10 protein-coding genes and 2 tRNA genes are annotated in these 17,002 nt (G+C 56.8%); 3 read left to right on the plus strand and 9 right to left on the minus strand.

Annotated elements, in window-relative coordinates; translation table 11 throughout:
* Positions 1-74, plus strand: a tRNA-Met gene (locus JK231_RS19435).
* 51 nt (positions 75-125) lie between these two features.
* Positions 126-202, plus strand: a tRNA-Met gene (locus JK231_RS19440).
* A gap of 79 nt (positions 203-281) precedes the next feature.
* On the opposite strand, the gene amiC is transcribed toward JK231_RS19440, so the two are convergent.
* Positions 282-1,517 carry an N-acetylmuramoyl-L-alanine amidase AmiC gene (gene amiC, locus JK231_RS19445; RefSeq protein WP_034823092.1) on the minus strand — a complete coding sequence of 412 codons (1,236 nt, stop codon included), beginning with the start codon at positions 1,515-1,517 and terminating at the stop codon, positions 282-284.
* A gap of 232 nt (positions 1,518-1,749) precedes the next feature.
* On the opposite strand from amiC, the gene argA reads away from it, so the two are divergent.
* Positions 1,750-3,078 carry an amino-acid N-acetyltransferase gene (argA, locus tag JK231_RS19450; protein ID WP_034823094.1) on the plus strand — a complete coding sequence of 443 codons (1,329 nt, stop codon included), beginning with the start codon at positions 1,750-1,752 and terminating at the stop codon, positions 3,076-3,078.
* A gap of 204 nt (positions 3,079-3,282) precedes the next feature.
* On the opposite strand, the gene recD is transcribed toward argA, so the two are convergent.
* From recD to JK231_RS19490, 8 genes are all read right to left on the minus strand, one after another.
* The gene (gene recD, locus JK231_RS19455; RefSeq protein WP_211729272.1) at positions 3,283-5,133 is read right to left on the minus strand and encodes an exodeoxyribonuclease V subunit alpha; all 1,851 of its coding nucleotides are present in this window, start codon (positions 5,131-5,133) and stop codon (positions 3,283-3,285) included.
* The gene (gene recB, locus JK231_RS19460) at positions 5,130-8,675 is read right to left on the minus strand and encodes an exodeoxyribonuclease V subunit beta (protein WP_211729273.1); all 3,546 of its coding nucleotides are present in this window, start codon (positions 8,673-8,675) and stop codon (positions 5,130-5,132) included. Before recB ends, recD begins: the two co-directional genes overlap by 4 nt.
* Positions 8,672-11,569: a pitrilysin gene (gene ptrA, locus JK231_RS19465; RefSeq protein ID WP_160833096.1), complete on the minus strand. Its 2,898-nt coding sequence runs from the start codon at positions 11,567-11,569 to the stop codon at positions 8,672-8,674. The genes recB and ptrA overlap by 4 nt, the downstream gene beginning before the upstream one ends.
* Before the next feature lie 105 nt (positions 11,570-11,674).
* Positions 11,675-15,055: an exodeoxyribonuclease V subunit gamma gene (recC, locus tag JK231_RS19470; RefSeq protein WP_211729274.1), complete on the minus strand. Its 3,381-nt coding sequence runs from the start codon at positions 15,053-15,055 to the stop codon at positions 11,675-11,677.
* 79 nt (positions 15,056-15,134) lie between these two features.
* On the minus strand, positions 15,135-15,473 hold the full coding sequence (locus tag JK231_RS19475) for a prepilin-type N-terminal cleavage/methylation domain-containing protein (RefSeq protein WP_249221762.1): 339 nt from the start codon (positions 15,471-15,473) through the stop codon (positions 15,135-15,137).
* Positions 15,409-15,837, minus strand: a complete 429-nt coding sequence (locus JK231_RS19480; RefSeq protein WP_249221763.1) for a DUF2509 family protein — start codon at positions 15,835-15,837, stop codon at positions 15,409-15,411. The genes JK231_RS19475 and JK231_RS19480 overlap by 65 nt, the downstream gene beginning before the upstream one ends.
* Positions 15,834-16,373 (minus strand): prepilin peptidase-dependent protein, encoded by a 540-nt coding sequence (locus JK231_RS19485; RefSeq protein ID WP_211729275.1) that lies wholly within the window; start codon positions 16,371-16,373, stop codon positions 15,834-15,836. Before JK231_RS19485 ends, JK231_RS19480 begins: the two co-directional genes overlap by 4 nt.
* Positions 16,364-16,834 (minus strand): prepilin-type N-terminal cleavage/methylation domain-containing protein, encoded by a 471-nt coding sequence (locus JK231_RS19490; protein ID WP_211729276.1) that lies wholly within the window; start codon positions 16,832-16,834, stop codon positions 16,364-16,366. Before JK231_RS19490 ends, JK231_RS19485 begins: the two co-directional genes overlap by 10 nt.
* Between the last annotated feature and the right edge of the window lie 168 nt (positions 16,835-17,002).

Below are 17,002 nucleotides of genomic sequence, written 5' to 3' on the forward strand. Positions count from 1 at the left end.
GGGGTGGAGCAGCCTGGTAGCTCGTCGGGCTCATAACCCGAAGGTCGTCGGTTCGAATCCGGCCCCCGCAACCAATTGTCTTAAGAAGAATACAATGTGAAAAGTCGCTTAATGCGGCAGACGGACGCGGGGTGGAGCAGCCTGGTAGCTCGTCGGGCTCATAACCCGAAGGTCGTCGGTTCGAATCCGGCCCCCGCAACCAATTACAGATAAGCACCTTAACGGGTGTTTTTTTGTTTTTGGCTTCCGGTAAAAAAAGCGGCGCAGTGGCCGCCCTCCTCTCAGCGACGCGCCAGCACCGCACCTTTATCGAAATACGCCTTAATCCCATGCAGAATCGCCTCAGCCACCTGATGCTGATAACGCGGCGTGCGCAGCTTACGCTCCTCCTCCACATTACTGATAAACGCGGTCTCCACCAGAATCGACGGAATATCCGGGGCTTTGAGCACCGCAAACCCCGCCTGATCCACCGTGCGTTTATGCAGGTGATTAATGTGGCCCATGCGCGATAACACCTCTTTGCCGAACTTAAGGCTGTCGCTGATGGTCTGCCGCTGCACCATATCGAACATGGTGTGATCCAGATAGCGGTCACCGCTCATGCTCACCCCACCAATCAGATCCGATTCGTTCTGGGTTTGTGCCAGGAAGCGCGCTGCGGTTGAGGTTGCGCCGCTGGTCGAAAGGGCGAACACCGACGAACCGCGCGCCGCACGGCTGGTAAAAGCATCGGCGTGAATCGAGACAAACAGATCGGCGCGCTGTTTACGTGCTTTCGCTACCCGCACGCGCAGCGGGATAAACACATCCTCGTTGCGCGTCATATACGCCTTCATGTTGCGCTCTTTGTCGATCAGCGCCTTCAGATAGCGACCAATCTTCAACACAATGTCTTTTTCGCGCGTTTTGTATTTGCCATGCGCACCGGGATCTTCGCCACCGTGGCCGGGATCGATCATGATGATGATCGGACGATCGCGCCCCGCTTTGCCCGGCAAAGGTGCTTGCGCCGGTTGATCACGCTCAAGATCGCCCTGGTTGTAATCGTTCAGTAACGCCAGTAGCGGATCCTCTTCCGGCGAGGGCTGGCTCGGATAGAGATCGACCACTAAGCGATGTTTGATGCCCGCAACCGGTGCCAGCGTGAAGATCTTCGGCGCCACGTTGCGTTTCAGCTCCAGCACCACTCGCACCGTGTTGGCATCAAACTGGCCAACTCGCGCATGTTTGATATAGGGATCGTCAACGCGCACTTGCTTATCCACCCCTCTCAGGACCGGATTGATATGCAGGTTATCGATGTCGATCACCAGACGATCGGGATTGCTCAACGTGAACTGTTTGTACTTGAGGGGGACGTTCGACTCCAGCGTCACGCGGGAGTAGGTTGACGATGGCCAGATGCGCACCGCCACAATGTGCTGACTGGCCGCCAGCCCGGTTCGCGTTACGCTTAATAGCATGAGCGCACCCGCGCCCTGCAATAATCGTCGTCGTGTAAAAGCCTGGGACATGCCGCTCCAACTGCCGTGTAGTGTCTAAAATATCGTCAATTGACGAGAGGAAGGCGAAAACTTTGCTTAACAAGCCATGGGTTGTTTTGCCAGAAAAACCAGATAATGCAGGCTGTTAGCATGGGTTGCATCAGGAAAATCGTAAAGTAACGTCAGGCCCGGCGCTTGCAATAGCCGGCAAAAGAGCATAAAAATACACAAATTACGAATAAACATTCACAGAGGGTTTGCCGTGAAGGAACGTAGTACTGAACTGGTTCAGGGTTTTCGCCATACCGTTCCCTATATAAATGCCCACCGTGACAAGACCTTTGTCATTATGCTTGGCGGCGAAGCTATCGAGCATGAGAACTTTTCCAACATCGTTAACGACATTGGCTTGTTGCATAGTCTCGGCATTCGCCTGGTGGTTGTCTATGGTGCCAGACCGCAAATTGATGCCAGCATGGCGCAACAGCAGCTGGAACCGATTTACCACAAACACACGCGCGTAACCGATGCCCAATCACTGGAACTGGTGAAGCAGGCAGCAGGACGTTTGCAGCTGGATATCACCGCACGCCTGTCGATGAGCCTGAATAACACCCCGCTGCAGGGCGCGCACATCAACGTGGTAAGCGGTAACTTTATTATTGCCCAGCCGCTGGGCGTCGATGATGGTGTGGACTACTGCCACAGCGGCCGTATTCGTCGTATTGATGAAGAAGCCATCCATCGTCAGCTGGATAATGATGCCATTGTGCTGCTCGGCCCAGTCGCGGTGTCGGTGACCGGTGAAAGCTTTAACCTGACATCAGAAGAAGTGGCCACGCAGTTGGCGATTAAGCTAAAAGCCGAGAAAATGATTGGCTTCTGCTCTGAACAAGGCGTCACCAACCGCGAAGGTACGATTATCTCTGAGCTGTTCCCCAACGAAGCGCAGGCGCGTATCGATGAGATGGAGAACGACGGTGATTTCCTGTCAGGCACCGTGCGTTTCCTGCGCGGCGCGGTGAAAGCCTGCCGCAGCGGCGTGCGTCGTAGCCACCTGATCAGCTATCAGGAAGATGGCGCATTGATTCAGGAACTGTTCTCGCGTGACGGTATTGGTACGCAGATTGTGATGGAGTCCGCTGAGCAGATTCGTCGCGCCACCATCAACGATATTGGCGGCATTCTCGAATTGATTCGCCCGCTGGAGCAGCAAGGCATTCTGGTGCGTCGTTCGCGCGAGCAGCTGGAAATGGAGATCGACAAATTCACCATTATTCAGCGCGATAATCTGACCATCGCTTGTGCCGCACTCTATCCGTTCCCGGATGAGCAGATTGGTGAAATGGCCTGCGTGGCGGTGCATCCCGATTACCGCAGTTCTTCACGCGGTGAGCTGTTGCTGGAGCGTGTGGCGCTACAGGCTCGTCAAATGGGCCTGAAGAAGCTGTTTGTACTGACCACCCGCAGTATTCACTGGTTCCAGGAACGTGGCTTTACGCCGGTGGATATTGAGTCATTGCCGGAGAGTAAGAAGCAGATGTATAACTATCAGCGCCGGTCCAAAGTGCTGATGGCGGATTTGCGCTAACGGCGGGGAATGCCAGCTAACGCGGTTAAAGGCGGTTAAAGGCAGTTAAAGGCAGTTAAAGGCAGCGTAGGGTAGGTTTCGCTAAACGGTCTGGAATTGCCCAACGTCTTAAACTGATAACGTTGTCAGGATGCGCATCCACGCGCATCCAATAAAACATCTGCATTGCCTGCGGTCGGTTTCTTTACCGACCTCAACTCTCGCTCAGAATGACTCTCCGCTTAACCGGTCCAACAATCCGCTGCGACGCTGAGTGCGTAATTGCACCGCACGACGAAATACGCCTTCATCGCTGTAAAGGGTTAACTGTTTGCGCGCACGCGTAATGGCGGTGTAAATCAGTTCGCGGGTGAGTACCGGTAAAAACTGTGCCGGCATCACCAGCGCGGTATGCTCGAACTCCGATCCCTGCGATTTATGCACCGTCATCGACCAGGCCGTATCATGCGCCGGTAACCGGCTTGGCTGTACGGCTTTGATGCTGCCATCCGGCAACGGGAAGAAAACTTTCAGCAGCCCTTCATCATCAAACAGCGTAATGCCAATATCGCCGTTAAACAGCCCAAGCGCGCTGTCATTGCGAGTCACCATCACCGGACGGCCCTGATACCAGCGGCTCCCCCCCAGCGGACGACGAATCAGCTGCATCTGCATCAGTTTTTGCTCAATACGCTGATTTAATCCCTGCACGCCAAACGGCCCTTCGCGCAATGCGCACAGCAGCTGATAATGCCCAAATGCGTGCAGAATCTCTGCGGGCTGTGCTCGCTGGCTCACCAGCCGCAGGAATGGACGGTAGCCTTCCGCGATAGCATTCAGCATTGCCTGATAGGCCTCGCCATCATTGAGTGGCTGGCGTGATATATCGCTGAAGCCCGCGTTAAATGCCGCCTCAACCGCCTTTGGCTCACCGGCATTGACCGCAGCCGCCAGCTTGCCGATGCCCGAGTTAGCATCAAAGCGATAGCTCTTGCGTAGTAGGCAGATGGCGTCGCGCACGGCTGGCGCGCTGTCATCATCGTGGCCTTCAACCTGGCAACCGGTTAACGCACTCAGCTGGGCTGCACGCGCGACGCTGTATCCCGCTTCCGCACAGCGGCAAATATCGCCCAGTACCGCACCGGCTTCTACTGACGCCAGCTGATCGCGGTCACCAAGAAAAATCACGCGCGCCTGGGGTGGCAGTGCGGCGATGAGATTGGCCATCATGCCCAAATCAACCATTGAGGCTTCATCCACCACCAGCACATCCAGATGCAGCAGGTTACCGGCGTGATAGCGCAAGCGCTGGGTTTCGGGCTGGGCACCTAGCAAACGGTGCAGCGTGGTAGCTTCCGCTGGGAAGCGTTGGCGCTCAGTGTCGCTGACCGGCAGTTTTTGCAGCGCTTTACCGAGCGATTCGGTTAAACGCGCCGCCGCTTTGCCGGTCGGGGCTGCCAGTTGAATGCGCAGTGCCCCCTGGCTCAGGCGAATCAATGCCGCCAGCAATTTTGCCACGGTGGTGGTTTTCCCGGTGCCTGGGCCGCCGGAAATGACTGCTGTTTTCTGCGTTAGCGCCACCGCCGCCGCGATTTTTTGCCAGTCATCGGGTTCAGTACCAAACAGGTTATCCAGTACAGCACGCACCTCTTCATCAGGAAATGCCTGCGGAGCAGACTGCGCCTGAAAGAAACGCGCCACCTGCCCTTCATGGTGCCAGAGACGATGCAGATAAAGACGGCCTTCGGTCAGTACAATCGGTGCTGCCTGATCGTTGTTGCTGTTGCTCAGAGCAGGCCAGCCAGCCAGAATTTGCGTCCAGTCCTGCGGCTCGCCCGCCGCCAGCCAGATGGCCTGCGCCAGTTCAGGATGGCGGCCATTGAATAACCCTTCACGGCTCAGCTGTGACAGCGGTAAGCAGACGTGCCCCTCACCCGCTTCCGCGCTGAGACAGGCAGCCGCCAGGAGGCGTGCTGGCTGCGTGTCATCCGCCAGCAACAGGGCGAACTGAACATCCAGTGAGCGCAGCAAACGCAGCTCAACCGCCTGTTGAAGTAGCGCTGTAATGCCACTCATGCCGAGGCTCCCTGCCCGCGAAACAGGCTATCCAGTTGTGAAACAAAATCCAGAGTTGGCCGTGTGTGGAATACGCCGTTGGCCGGTGAAGTGCCATCCATGCCACGCAGGAACAGATAAAACACGCCGCCAAAGTGCTGCTCGTAGTCATAATCTGCCAGGCGATGTTGAAGATAGCGATGTAGCGCCAGCGTGTAGAGTTGATATTGCAAATCATAGCGGTGGTCGATCATCGCCTGTCTCATCGCTGCTGGCGTATAAGCTTCGTGGCTGTCGCCCAGCCAGTTGGATTTGTAATCCAGCAGGTAATATTTGCCTTGCCAGCGGAACACCAGGTCAATGAAGCCTTTCAACATGCCCTGTACCTCACGAAAATCGAGCGGCGGCGCATCGGACGATAAAGCATCCTGACGGATCAGCGCATCCAGATCATTCGCGGTCAGCAAACCGTCAATCGGCAAGTAGAAGCCCATCTCCACGAGTCGATCGCTGGTCTGTACCTGACCGAGCTGTATCCCCTGATAGTTGAGCGGCGTACTCACCACGCGCGCAATCCAATCCGTCAGTATCGGTTGCCAGTACAATGGATAGCCATTCTGCTGCAGATGTTGCTCCAGCAATGCGGCCGTGGGGGGATGTGGGAAATCGAGAGATTCGAACAGTTCATGCAGGAAAGTCCCCGGCGCGGCGCCGCGCGGGAAATGGTGCGGTGTCAGTGCAGCTTCAGCGATCTCTTCCTGCTGTTCTTCGCCTGCGGCTTCCAGGTCAAAACTCGGCATCACATCTAGCAGCCGCTGGCTGCCATGCTGCTGCAAACCGGAGTAACTGGTGACACGCCAGGGTTCCACCAATGTGCGGCTGACGGTGCGGGCGGCCAGCGCGTCATGAGCGGCATCAGGCGCCTGCCAGCGTTCGGCTTCCTGATCCTGCACGCGCATCACTTCAGTGCCCGCGACATTGATCTGATTGAGTAACATGTCCAGCTGTTCCGCTGTCGCCGCTTCACCGCGCTGCAAAAGATGGCCCAGTGCGCTTTTATGCAGATCGCTCTCGCCTTCTTTTTTGCGCGTGCCGCGAAACAGCGGTGCCACACCTACGCTACAGTGATACACCGAACGGGTAAGTGCCACGTACAGCAAGCGCAGGTCTTCGGCCAAACGCTCCTGCTCGGCCATCGCCAGGCTTGCGTCATCTGCCTGCAGATCCAGCACCGCCTCAAAGTTGTCGCGATCGTGATACAGCGCGGTATCTGCCTCGCGGAATCCGGCAGCGAACGGCAGCCACACCAGCGGATATTGCAGTCCTTTAGATTTATGGATAGTGACGATCTGCACCAAATGGCGATCGCTTTCCAGACGCAATTGCTGGCTGGACGACTGACTGTCCGGGCTGGCTATCTGCTGCGCCAGATAACGCACCAGCGCGTGCGGGCTGTCGAGCTGCGCCGCCGCTTCCTGCATCAGTTCACCCAGATGCAGCAAATCGGTCAGGCGGCGTTCGCCATTTTCTGAGGCGAGCAGGTTTTCCGCAAGCTGGCGTTCCTGTATCAGCTGGCGCAGCATCGGCAGTACGCCGCGCTGCTGCCACAGCAGTTGCCAGCGGGCAAAAGTCTCTACCAGCTCATCCCAGCCTCGCGCATCCTGATCCAACGCATCCAGCTGTGCCGCATCGAAGGCAAACAGCGAGGTAGCGAGCGCCGTGCGCAGCATGCGCTCCTGCTCGGGAGCCAGCACCGCCTGCAGTAACCACAGCAACTCGCGCGCTTCGGGCGTGGTATAGACGCTGTCGCGGTTCGATAAATAAACCGAGGGAATGCCAAGCTGGTTAAGTGCTTCGCGGATCAGATTGGCTTCGTTGCGGCTGCGCACCAGCACCGTGATGTCCGATGCCTGCACCGGGCGTTGCGCGGCCGCTTTACCCAGCAGTGCACGCTGTTGCTGCCCCGCCTGTAACCAGTGGCTGATATCCGCGGCACACTGTCGCGCTAACGCCTGCTGATAATCGCCTACGCTGCACCCGTCGCCCGGCAGCAGCCAGAAACGCAGTGCCGCCTGATCCTGGTTATCCAGTGTGAGAGAAAGCGTCTTATTTGGCTCTGCGAAGTGCACCGGCAAGAAAGGGATAGCATCAAAGACAAAAGGCGCTTCGAGCCGATTGAACAGCTGATTGACGCTCTCCACCATTGCTGGCGAAGAGCGCCAGTTGGTGTCGAGGGTGTAATGCGCGCTCACTTCATTGCGCGCGCGGATATAGGTAAAGATGTCTGCGCCACGAAAGGCGTAAATGGCCTGTTTTGGATCGCCAATTAACAGCAATGCATGGTCAGGCTGATTACCGTACAGCGTACGGAAAATACGGTATTGCTGCGGATCGGTGTCCTGGAACTCATCAATTAACGCCACCGGGAAACGCTGACGAATCGCCTGCGCCAGCATTTCTCCTGCAGGCTGCTGCAGGGCATCATCCAGTCGGCTCAGGAGATCATCAAAACCCAGCAGCGCCTGCTGGCGTTTCTCTTTCCGTACGGCGGCGCGGATATCCACCAGCGCGCGCGCAATCAGCAAATCGCGTAGTGAAATGGGCTGAGTCAGAAACAGGTCGATGGCCGCAAACAGGGCATGGTGTGGAGGATGGCCTTTTTTGGTTTTCTCCTCCAGCACCCGTTGACCAAAGCGCGCCAGCTCTGCGGGCACCTGATAATCCAGGGTTTCACTCTGTGCCCAGAAACTGACTTTATTCACCCACACCGGCAGATTTTTACTGCTGTAGCTGCGTTTGTCCACGTCGGACTGCCCCACCAGCGTCAGCACCTCTTCACCCACCGCGCGCCACTCGGCTTTCATCGCGTTAATACGCGCCAGGTTTTCGTTGTGGCGCATCGTCAGCGTTTCGTCGTCAGCGGGCGCTAAACGCAGGTTAGGTGATTCGCCTTGCAGCCACGGCCGCAACGTCGCCAGCAATTGCTCCGGACCACTCCACTCACTGACAATCACGCGGGCGATATCCAGTGAGAGTGGATAACAGTGGCGACGCCAGAAATCGGCAGTGGCCTGACGCAGCAGCTGTTGTTCATCTTCAATCAGCTGCTGTTCAAACAGCATGCCGGATTCAAAGGCGTTGAGATTGAGCATGCGCTGACAAAAGCCGTGGATGGTAAAGATCGCCGCTTCATCCATCTGCCGCTCTGCAGCCAGCAGTAGCGATGCCGCTTCTGCAGGTTGCGGCATCTCCAGTAGCAACTGCATCAGCATCGGATTGCGGCTGGTACCGCGAATGCAGGCCAGCCGCAGCTCATGGATGTTGGCACGGATACGTCCGCGCAACTCTGCGGTGGCCGCCTCGGTAAAGGTCACGACCAGAATTTCTTCGACCGACAGTGGCCGGGCATAGGCATGTTGCCCGCCCAGCCCCAACAAAAGCCGCAGATAAAGCAGCCCAATAGTGAAGGTTTTGCCGGTTCCAGCAGACGCCTCAATCAGCCGCTCACCACGCAACGGCAGCGTCAGCGGATTGAGCGATTCTGGCGGCTGAATCAGACTCATTGCGCGTCACTCTTAACCGGCAGGGATTGCTGTAGCTTCTCCACCTGATCCCAGGTCGTGAAGCCCGGCAGAGGTGCATAATCATCTTTGGTGGCGCCATCGTGGCTACCGCCAATCTGCGAAATCATCGCCATGCCCTGCTGTTCCAGCACCGCTTTATGGAAGAAATCGGCCACGCCCTGCGGCGTGAGCTTTTGAATCTGCTCGATGGCTTTTTCACGGGTATCGAAAGCAAAATTCTGCCGGTTGAAGTCACGGCTGTAGCGATTCGCTTCTTCATCAAGCGTTTGCGGGCGCTGTTTTAAGTCATTGATCAGCGCCTGCTGATACTGGGCAAAATCTTCCGGTTTCATGTCGCGCAGGCGTTGCTCAGCCTGCGGATAAAACGCCTCAAAGCGCTGCATCAGATAGGCTGGCTGCTTGCTGTTACTTTGCAGCAGGAAGCCAATCCCCCACTGGCGACCAATCGGCATCTGATACGAGAACACCGCATAGCCCAACTGTTCCTGGGTGCGCAGTTGGTTATAGAACCAGGGTTGGACAATCTGGCTCAACATGGTGCTGTTGGCCATGCTTTGATACTCGTCGTAACCCAGTGGCACGTAGAGTGCTGCCAGTGCTGAATCCGTGCTGCTTCCTGCGGTTTGCAGGTTGGCCTTCATGGCTTTATCGATCACCACGTAATCGCTGTGCCAGTAACTGTGACCATCGCTGTGCAACTGCTGTTGCAGATCGGTGCCCAGTTGTTTAACGCGATCGGCGGAGAGGTTGCCCACCACCATCATTTCCGGCGTGGCGTTGCGCAGTAAGGCATCACGGTAATCCGTCACGTCTTTCAGCGTCAGATCTTTCACTAACTTGCGGCGCGTCTCACGCTGGGTATACGGCAGCTGTGACAGCATCTGCATCGGTTGAATCGCCTGCTCGAAGGCTTTGCCCTTCTCGGCGGCTTCCAGTCGATCCAGATACCAGGATTTTGCCTGTTCCAGCTGCTGTGCATCAGGCTGGAAGCTGGCGTAACCCTCAACCAGTTTTTTCAGCAGTTCCGGTAAACGCTGGGTAAAGCCACTGGCGCTAAATACGATGCCGTCATCTTCTCCAGTAGAGAAACTGATGCCGCCCACCGATGCCTGCGAGTTCAACTCATCCAGCGCCACGCTTGAGAGATAATCATTCAGACCAAATAACACCTGCTGACGCGCGTCGCTTATTGCCGCTTTGTTGCGCAGTGCCAGAGTAATGGCTGCCTTTGGTTCACTGGCGTAGAACTGGCTTGGCATCCAGTAGATGCGCATGCTGTCACCGTCGGTCAGCGCCACCGGATGCGTATACGTTTTGCCATCACCAGGCATAATGGAGAAATCCGAAGGGATATACGGATTCAGCGTCGGCATCGACAGTTGAATCTGCGTGCCGCGCTGCTGCCAGTCACTGAACTGTGTATCACTGATTTTATCGACCTGGTAAGGCGCATTGACAAAATAGGCTTCTTTGTTGTGCGGCTCATTCGGGCTGATATACCAGATGCGGGCATTTTGCGGTGTCATCTCATCCAGACGAGATTTGATTGCCGCAGGGTCAAAGTTATCCGCGAGATAAGGTGCATCCAGCGTATGATCCACTGGCACGCGCAGCATGGTATCCACTAACCATTCAATATAATCCATGTCACGGGTGATCGACGGATAGCGGAAATCCAGCGCCAGCACATGCGACACCTCATCGAAATAACCCTTATCGATGCCTTTACTACGCAACATGTCGAGGTAGCTAAAGATCGCCGCCACCACTTCATCACGCTGTGCCAGGCCTTTGTCGGTCAGGGAGACCGTGATGGCAAACACGCCGCTGTTGCGGTCCGTCATCGGATCGGCACCGGCATTCACGCCGTCGGCCAGCCCCTGCTTTTGCAGCCAGTCGTTAAGGGTGTTTTTACTGCGGTTACCCAGGATGTAACTGATCAACGTATCGGTTTTGCTGCGGAACTGGTCGCTGTTGTTGGCGATGCGGAATTCAACTTTAAGCTGTTTTCGCGGTTGGGCAGGCACGTAGTGGATGATGATGCCTTTCTGCGCATCGGTCACCACCGGCACTTCGATTTTCGGTACGATGGCCTGATGGTTAGCCACTCGTCCAAAAGTCTGGACCGCAATGTCGGCCATCTCTGGCAGCGATTTGTTGCTGTATATCACCGCTTTCATCAGATTGGCGGAGTAGTGGCTGTGATAAAACTCGGTCAGCGCCTGATGCAAATTGCTGTCGGGTTTATCGCGCAGCGTATCAAGGTTACCGCCTGAGTAGCGGGAAGCTGGATGCGCTGGATTCAGGGTTTCCGCCCCGACCTGCGCCATACGCAGGCCGTCGCGCGAACGCGCCATAGTGAGCTCTGCATTAACTGCATGACGCTCACGATCGGCGTTGACCGGATCGAGCAAAGGCTCTGCAATGGCATCGGCCAGACGATCCACCGCCGGTTGCAGTGCATCGTTTTCCACTTCCAGATAGAACGCGGTGCGATAAGAAGCGGTACTGGCATTGTGACTGCCGCCGTGCTTTTTCAGGAATTCGGCCAGATTATCCGGTTGCGGATAGCGTTTTGAGCCCATCAACACCATATGTTCGGTATAGTGCGCCAGCCCTAGCTGCTGATTGGGATCGTCCAGCGAGCCGATAGGCAACGTCAGTGCGGCCAGTGATTTAGGCGCTTCTTTGTCAGACACCAGCAACACCGTCATACCGTTAGTCAGCGTGATGGCCTGATAACTGCGCGGATCGTGATCGCTTTTTCGAATTGTTTCATTGATGGGCTGCCAGCCGCGATCGCTATCGGCAAAGGCATTCAGCGCCAGCATGCTCAGCAGCAGCGCTCCCATCCAGCGTGCGTAAATCCGCATTTAAACCCCTTTCTTTACCCTTTACCGCTGGCTGTGTGCCCAGCGGCGCAATAGACAACTTTTTATGATTTTGGGAACACCCGCAAAAGCGGCGTTACCCAATTGCTATTCATCATCTTGATGCGCAAGGCGCACCGGTAAATACCACTGGCGAGCGGCGGCAACAATTACCTGCACCGCCTCATCATCCAGCGTCCGGCTCAGGCGCTGCAGATAAGGATCGCTGCCTTCGCCCTCCACCTGAAAACCACCCTGCCAGGCTTGCAGCAATTTGTTCAATGCCTTTTTCTGCGTGGCGTCATCGTCCAGCAACTGGCCGGATTTTCGATCAAAACTGGCATCCAGCCACGCGCCACCCGATTTGTTCAGCAACATCAACGGTTCCGTCATCCCCGCCTGATAAGCCGTCACGTATTCGTTCAACAGTGACAGCGCAGACTCAGCGTCGATGGCTTTAAAACGCCAGCGGCTTTGTTTGCGCCCGTACATGCGGCTTTCTCCTTTGCCGCCCAGCGCGCAATAAACCAGATGCTCCAGCCACAATAGCAGACCATCGTTCATGTTCAGCACACCCGGACGCCAGCGTAACAGTCCATCAGCTTGCACCTGGGTTAACCAACCGGTCAACTGCACCCCATTCAGCGGCAGATTGATTTCCCAACTCTCTGAGGGCTGACGCTGTCCACTCACTTCCGCAGCCACTTCCTGCATCTCTTCGGTTTGGCTCTGCCAGAAAAGTTCCCCAAAAGCACCATAAGGCAGATTGCCCGCAGCGCGATGACGCGCATAAAGCTGCGCGGGATCCTCACCGTTGACCAGGGTATTCAGTAGCTGCGCATTGATTTGATAACGCTCCAGACTATCTGGCGCAAACGGCTCGCTGTCCGGCAATTCGCTCTCTTCCATCCAGAAAGCCACGCCCAGCCGCTGTTGGAACCAGGCCCGTACCGGATGACGCCAGAAGCGCAGCAATTGCTCAAGCGAGAGCGTTTCCAGCGGCAGTGGCGGCAACCGTTGCACAAAGTCTGGCTGTGCCACGCCACTGTCGGTAGCAGCAGGCAACCACTCTGCGGCGAAGCTCTGGCCGTAAGCGTCAGGGCGGAAGTTCTCCGCTGCAAAGGGCATGCGGCTGTGGAGCTTCTGTAAATGCTCACGTACACGCTGCTCGCTGACGTCGGGTTCGCACGCTTCATCGCCTGGCAGACAAAAACTCTGACCAAGATAATCCACCAACTCTGTCACCAGCACTGAGGGATAACGCTCGGTGTTGTCCTGAATCGCGCGGCCGATATAGCTGATGTAGAGCTGATGCTGTGCCGAAATCAGGGCTTCAAGGAACAGGTAGCGGTCATCATCACGGCGGCTGCGATCGCCTTTGCGTGCCTGCTGCTGCATCAGGTCAAAACCGAGCGGCGCCAGCGTGCGTGGATAGACACCATCGTTCATCCCCAGCAAGCAGACGACTTTGAACGGAATCGAACGCATTGGCATCAGGGTACAGAAGTTTATCGGCCCGGCCAGGAAGCGCTGACTGATACGCTGCTGATCGAGGCGCGAGCGCAACTCATCACGCAGTAAGGTGACGGGAATCGGTTGCTGATAATCAGCCTGCGTGCCCTGCTCAATAATCTGTTTCCACTGGGTTTCAACCAGTAGTAATGCTGCGTCGCTTTCGGCATCGCCGTTGAAGAAGCTGTCGATCAGCTCGCGGCACAGCGGCAGCCACTCCGGTAGCGTACGCTCGCCGGTCAGTCGGGTGCGCCACGACTCTAAGCGAGAGAGCAATTCGGCCAGATGCCCGGCCAGTTCGGCAATCAATCCGCTGGATTCGTCGTAAGGCAGAATGCCCTGCCAGTCACCGTTGCGGCTTTCCAGCGCGTAACCCAGTAGCATGCGCTGCAGGCCAAAGCGCCAGGTATGTTGACCGGTGGCAGGCAGTGCCAATGCTTCGACGCTGGCATCATCCAGCCCCCAGCGAATACCGGATTCCATCACCCAACGGCGCAGCAGGCGCAAACCGCTTTCATCCACCGAGAAGCGCTGCGCCAGCGCAGGCACTTCGAGCAGTGCCAGCACCTCTTCGGAAGCAAAGCGGCTGTCTGGCAGCGCCAGCAAGCTCAATAAGGCCAGAATCGCCGGATGTGCCTGGCTGGCGCGGCGATCCGAGATGGCAAACGGCAGATAACGATCCGCAGGCGCACTGGCAAACGCCGCCTGAATGAAGGGCGCGTAGCTATCGATATCCGCCACCATCACGATGATGTCGCGCGGTTTGAGATCGGGATCGGCCTCCATCAGCGCCAGCAGATGATCCTGTAACACTTCCACTTCACGCTGAGCGCTATGACATACCTGCAGCGTGATGGTGCGATCATCAGGGTCGAGCACCCGTTTTTTGTGGCTGTTACCCAGTTCATCGGCGTGCAAACCGATCACGGCGTGGTCATCCAGGTTGAGCAGGTCGGCTTGCAGACTGTGTAGCAGGCTGTCCTGCGGCATCTCAACAAAGGCATCAATATCGTTAGCGGCGGATTCCATCTGACTCAGCAGAAACAGATTATCGCGCCCCAGTTTGCCCCACGAGGCCAATAACGGATTGGTGAGTTGTTGCTCGCCGAGTTCATTGAACAGCGTCGGCGCTGCTTCGGGATCGCGGAACAGCGGCTGTGCTTCTTCAGACTGCATGCGGCGACGTTTGCGGCTCTGCAATTTGGCGAGGAAAGCGTAATCCTGAATATCGCCCCAGTAGTGGCGGCAGGGGTTGGTGAACAGCAGGTGAATATCGATATGGCGGCCAAGCGCTTCCAGCGCCTGTAAATACACCGGCGGCAGCGCGGAGATACCACAAATAAACACGCGCTGCGGCAATCCCGCCGGTGGCGTTTCGGCCTGCTCCAGCGCATGGATAAAGCGCGCATACAGGTTGGCACGGTGCCACATCGGCTGGCCCAATTGTTTAGTGAACGCCACCAGATCGCGCCACAGCGGTGCCTGCCACTGTTGGGCATCGCTCAAGCCGTCGATGAGTTCTCCGCGCTCCCAACTGTTGAGCCAGTCAGATCGATACACCAGATACTGGTCAAACAGATCGGCCACGCGGGCGCTGAGCTGATAAAGCTTGCGCTTGTCATCGTCATCATTGAGGTAGTGACGCAACGGCTGAAAGGCCTCCTGCTCCAGCAAGGTGGGCAAGCGATGCATCAATTTCCAGCTCATGCTGGCTTTAGTGAAAGCGCTCTCCTCTGGAATGCCGGGCAGCACTTTGACAAACATGTTCCAGATAAAGGTCGCAGGGAGCGGAAAGTCGATATTCGCTGCAATACCAAAACTGTTTGCCAGTTCCATCTGCAGCCACTGCGCCATGCCGGGGCTTTGCACCAGCACCTGTTCGGCCGCGAACGCATCGTTCAGCGGCTGGTTTTCAATCAGAATACCTGCCAGATTTTTCAACAGATCAAGCTGATTGGAGTGGTAAACCCGGAACATAAATCTCCTTGAGAGGGAAAACAGCGCAGCCTGGTCACTCTACCCTGTATCGCTAACGATGCCTATCGCCGAGGTCACCTTAGTGACAATTGAGCTGGGCCAGACTGGCACTGCGCTGTTGCGAGCCCGTCACCGTGATACGCTCCAGCACGCATCCTATGCCCACACTCTGCTGCTGACGATCGATCTGCCAGCCCGCCACCTCACGCCCCAGCAAGGCTTGTCCGGCAACCTGCCACGCCTGGCGCTGCTGCCACTGTTGACTAAACCCTAAGGCCAGCGCGCGATGGTATTGCAACAGCATGCTGATGGTCATCGCCAGCAGCAGCATCGCCACCAGCGTTTCTGCCAGGCTAAAGCCCTGTTGATCCTTCCTGCGGCTGGCAGTGCTCCGGTTTAGACAATGGACAGTAGTCAATCCAGCCGTGCGCCTGGGGATGCAACCGTTGGTTGCGTGGCGAGACCCATTGCCAGAGGCGGAGATCACTCTTTTCATCCTGACCCGATAACAGCGCATTGCCCTCCTCCATCTGCAATAAGCAGCTTAACCACTGGTGCGCGGACTGTTGCTGACATTGCCAGCCGGACGCCGCTGGCCAACTCTGCATCAGCCCCCATTGCAGCGCAGTCTGTGCCTGCGCAAAATCTTTATGGTGCTGCTGCGTATCGGCCACCAGCACCATACCCTGTGACAACTGCGTGCGTGTGGCATGCAGCGTCAGGCTGCCGAGCAGTAACAGCATCAGCACCATGCCCAGCGTGCTGTTGCCGTGCTGGTTCATAAGTTTCGTCCTTCAATCCAGTGCTCCACCTGCAGGCTTTGTCTACCCGATCGCCCCGTCAGATGGAGCATTAATCGGGTGCCTTGCCGCACCACGCTAAAATGTTCGATGGTGAGGAAAGCGGGATCGGTTAGGCGTTCCCAACCGTTGCCGTTGCAGTTATCAACCGCGCGCTGCATTTCCAGCTGCCCGCTGCGCAACCGATAGCCGTAAAAGTCGCTGTCACTGCTGCCCACATCTTCCCAGCGCCCATTGCTGTTTTCATCCCAGCGCAGCAGCACACAGCTGCCACTCGCAGCCAGAGTCAGTGCGGGGCCAGTACATTGCCCACGACAGTATCCCGCGCGCTGTAACGCTTTTTGCAGCGTATGAGAAAGCTGCTGTAGCTCCTGTTGCAATTGCACGCGCTGCTGCAGGCGCAGATTTTGCTCCAGCAGTAGCGGCAAAAATCGGCCCACACTCACCATCAATATCGCGCCTACTGCCAGAGCAATCAGCATTTCCAGCAGGCTGAAACCGGCCTCCGCTACTCGCACCCTTTTTCTCCGGTCTGGCAGGCGCGAATACGTGCTCGCGCAGAGATAATCACCCGCCAGCGACCGGCAGCATTTTCAATCTCAATGCTGCCAGGGCGCGCCACGTCACGCCGTCCAAAGAAACCCGGCTCGCCGATGATGGTACTGAAGCGTACCCCGGCATGCGGCGGTGCTAGCCACCAGCGTGAAGGCAGTTCACAGCCCTCCGCCGGTTTTACACCTACGCCCAAACAGCCGCGTTCGCCGGGAATCAGCCACAAATTGAGATCGCTGTTATGCCCGTTCGCATGGGCGCGCAGCCGTAACAGAAACCCCTGCAGCTGCAGCACGCTATCGCGCAGTTGTTGATGCTGCTGCCAGCGCTGCCAACTGTGCAGGGCGCCGAGGCTGAGTATGCCGGCGATCACCATCACCAGTAGCAGCTCCAGCAGGGTGAAACCGAGGTTTGCGTGTTTGTTCATGGCAGCCAATGTGCGCTTCAATCGAACAGGCAACAAGGCATCAAGCGGCAGGATGGAAAGCGTCGCGCAGGCTGTTTTCGCGCGGTACAGGCTGAGACAAATTTTTGCGAGGCGGATACAGATAACAGAGATAAAAAAGCCCCGCACAGTGGCAGGGCTTCAGCGTGA

Source organism: Pantoea sp. JGM49 (assembly GCF_018257655.1).
GTDB classification, from domain to species: Bacteria; Pseudomonadota; Gammaproteobacteria; order Enterobacterales; family Enterobacteriaceae; genus Pantoea; species Pantoea communis.

Coding starts and splice junctions, on each gene's coding strand:
- JK231_RS19480 (WP_249221763.1), bottom strand. CDS start 15,837: ATGAACCAGCACGGCAACAGCACGCTGGGCATGGTGCTGATGCTGTTA.
- recC (WP_211729274.1), bottom strand. CDS start 15,055: ATGTTCCGGGTTTACCACTCCAATCAGCTTGATCTGTTGAAAAATCTG.
- ptrA (WP_160833096.1), bottom strand. CDS start 11,569: ATGCGGATTTACGCACGCTGGATGGGAGCGCTGCTGCTGAGCATGCTG.
- amiC (WP_034823092.1), bottom strand. CDS start 1,517: ATGTCCCAGGCTTTTACACGACGACGATTATTGCAGGGCGCGGGTGCG.
- recD (WP_211729272.1), bottom strand. CDS start 5,133: ATGAGTGGCATTACAGCGCTACTTCAACAGGCGGTTGAGCTGCGTTTG.
- JK231_RS19490 (WP_211729276.1), bottom strand. CDS start 16,834: ATGAACAAACACGCAAACCTCGGTTTCACCCTGCTGGAGCTGCTACTG.
- recB (WP_211729273.1), bottom strand. CDS start 8,675: ATGAGTCTGATTCAGCCGCCAGAATCGCTCAATCCGCTGACGCTGCCG.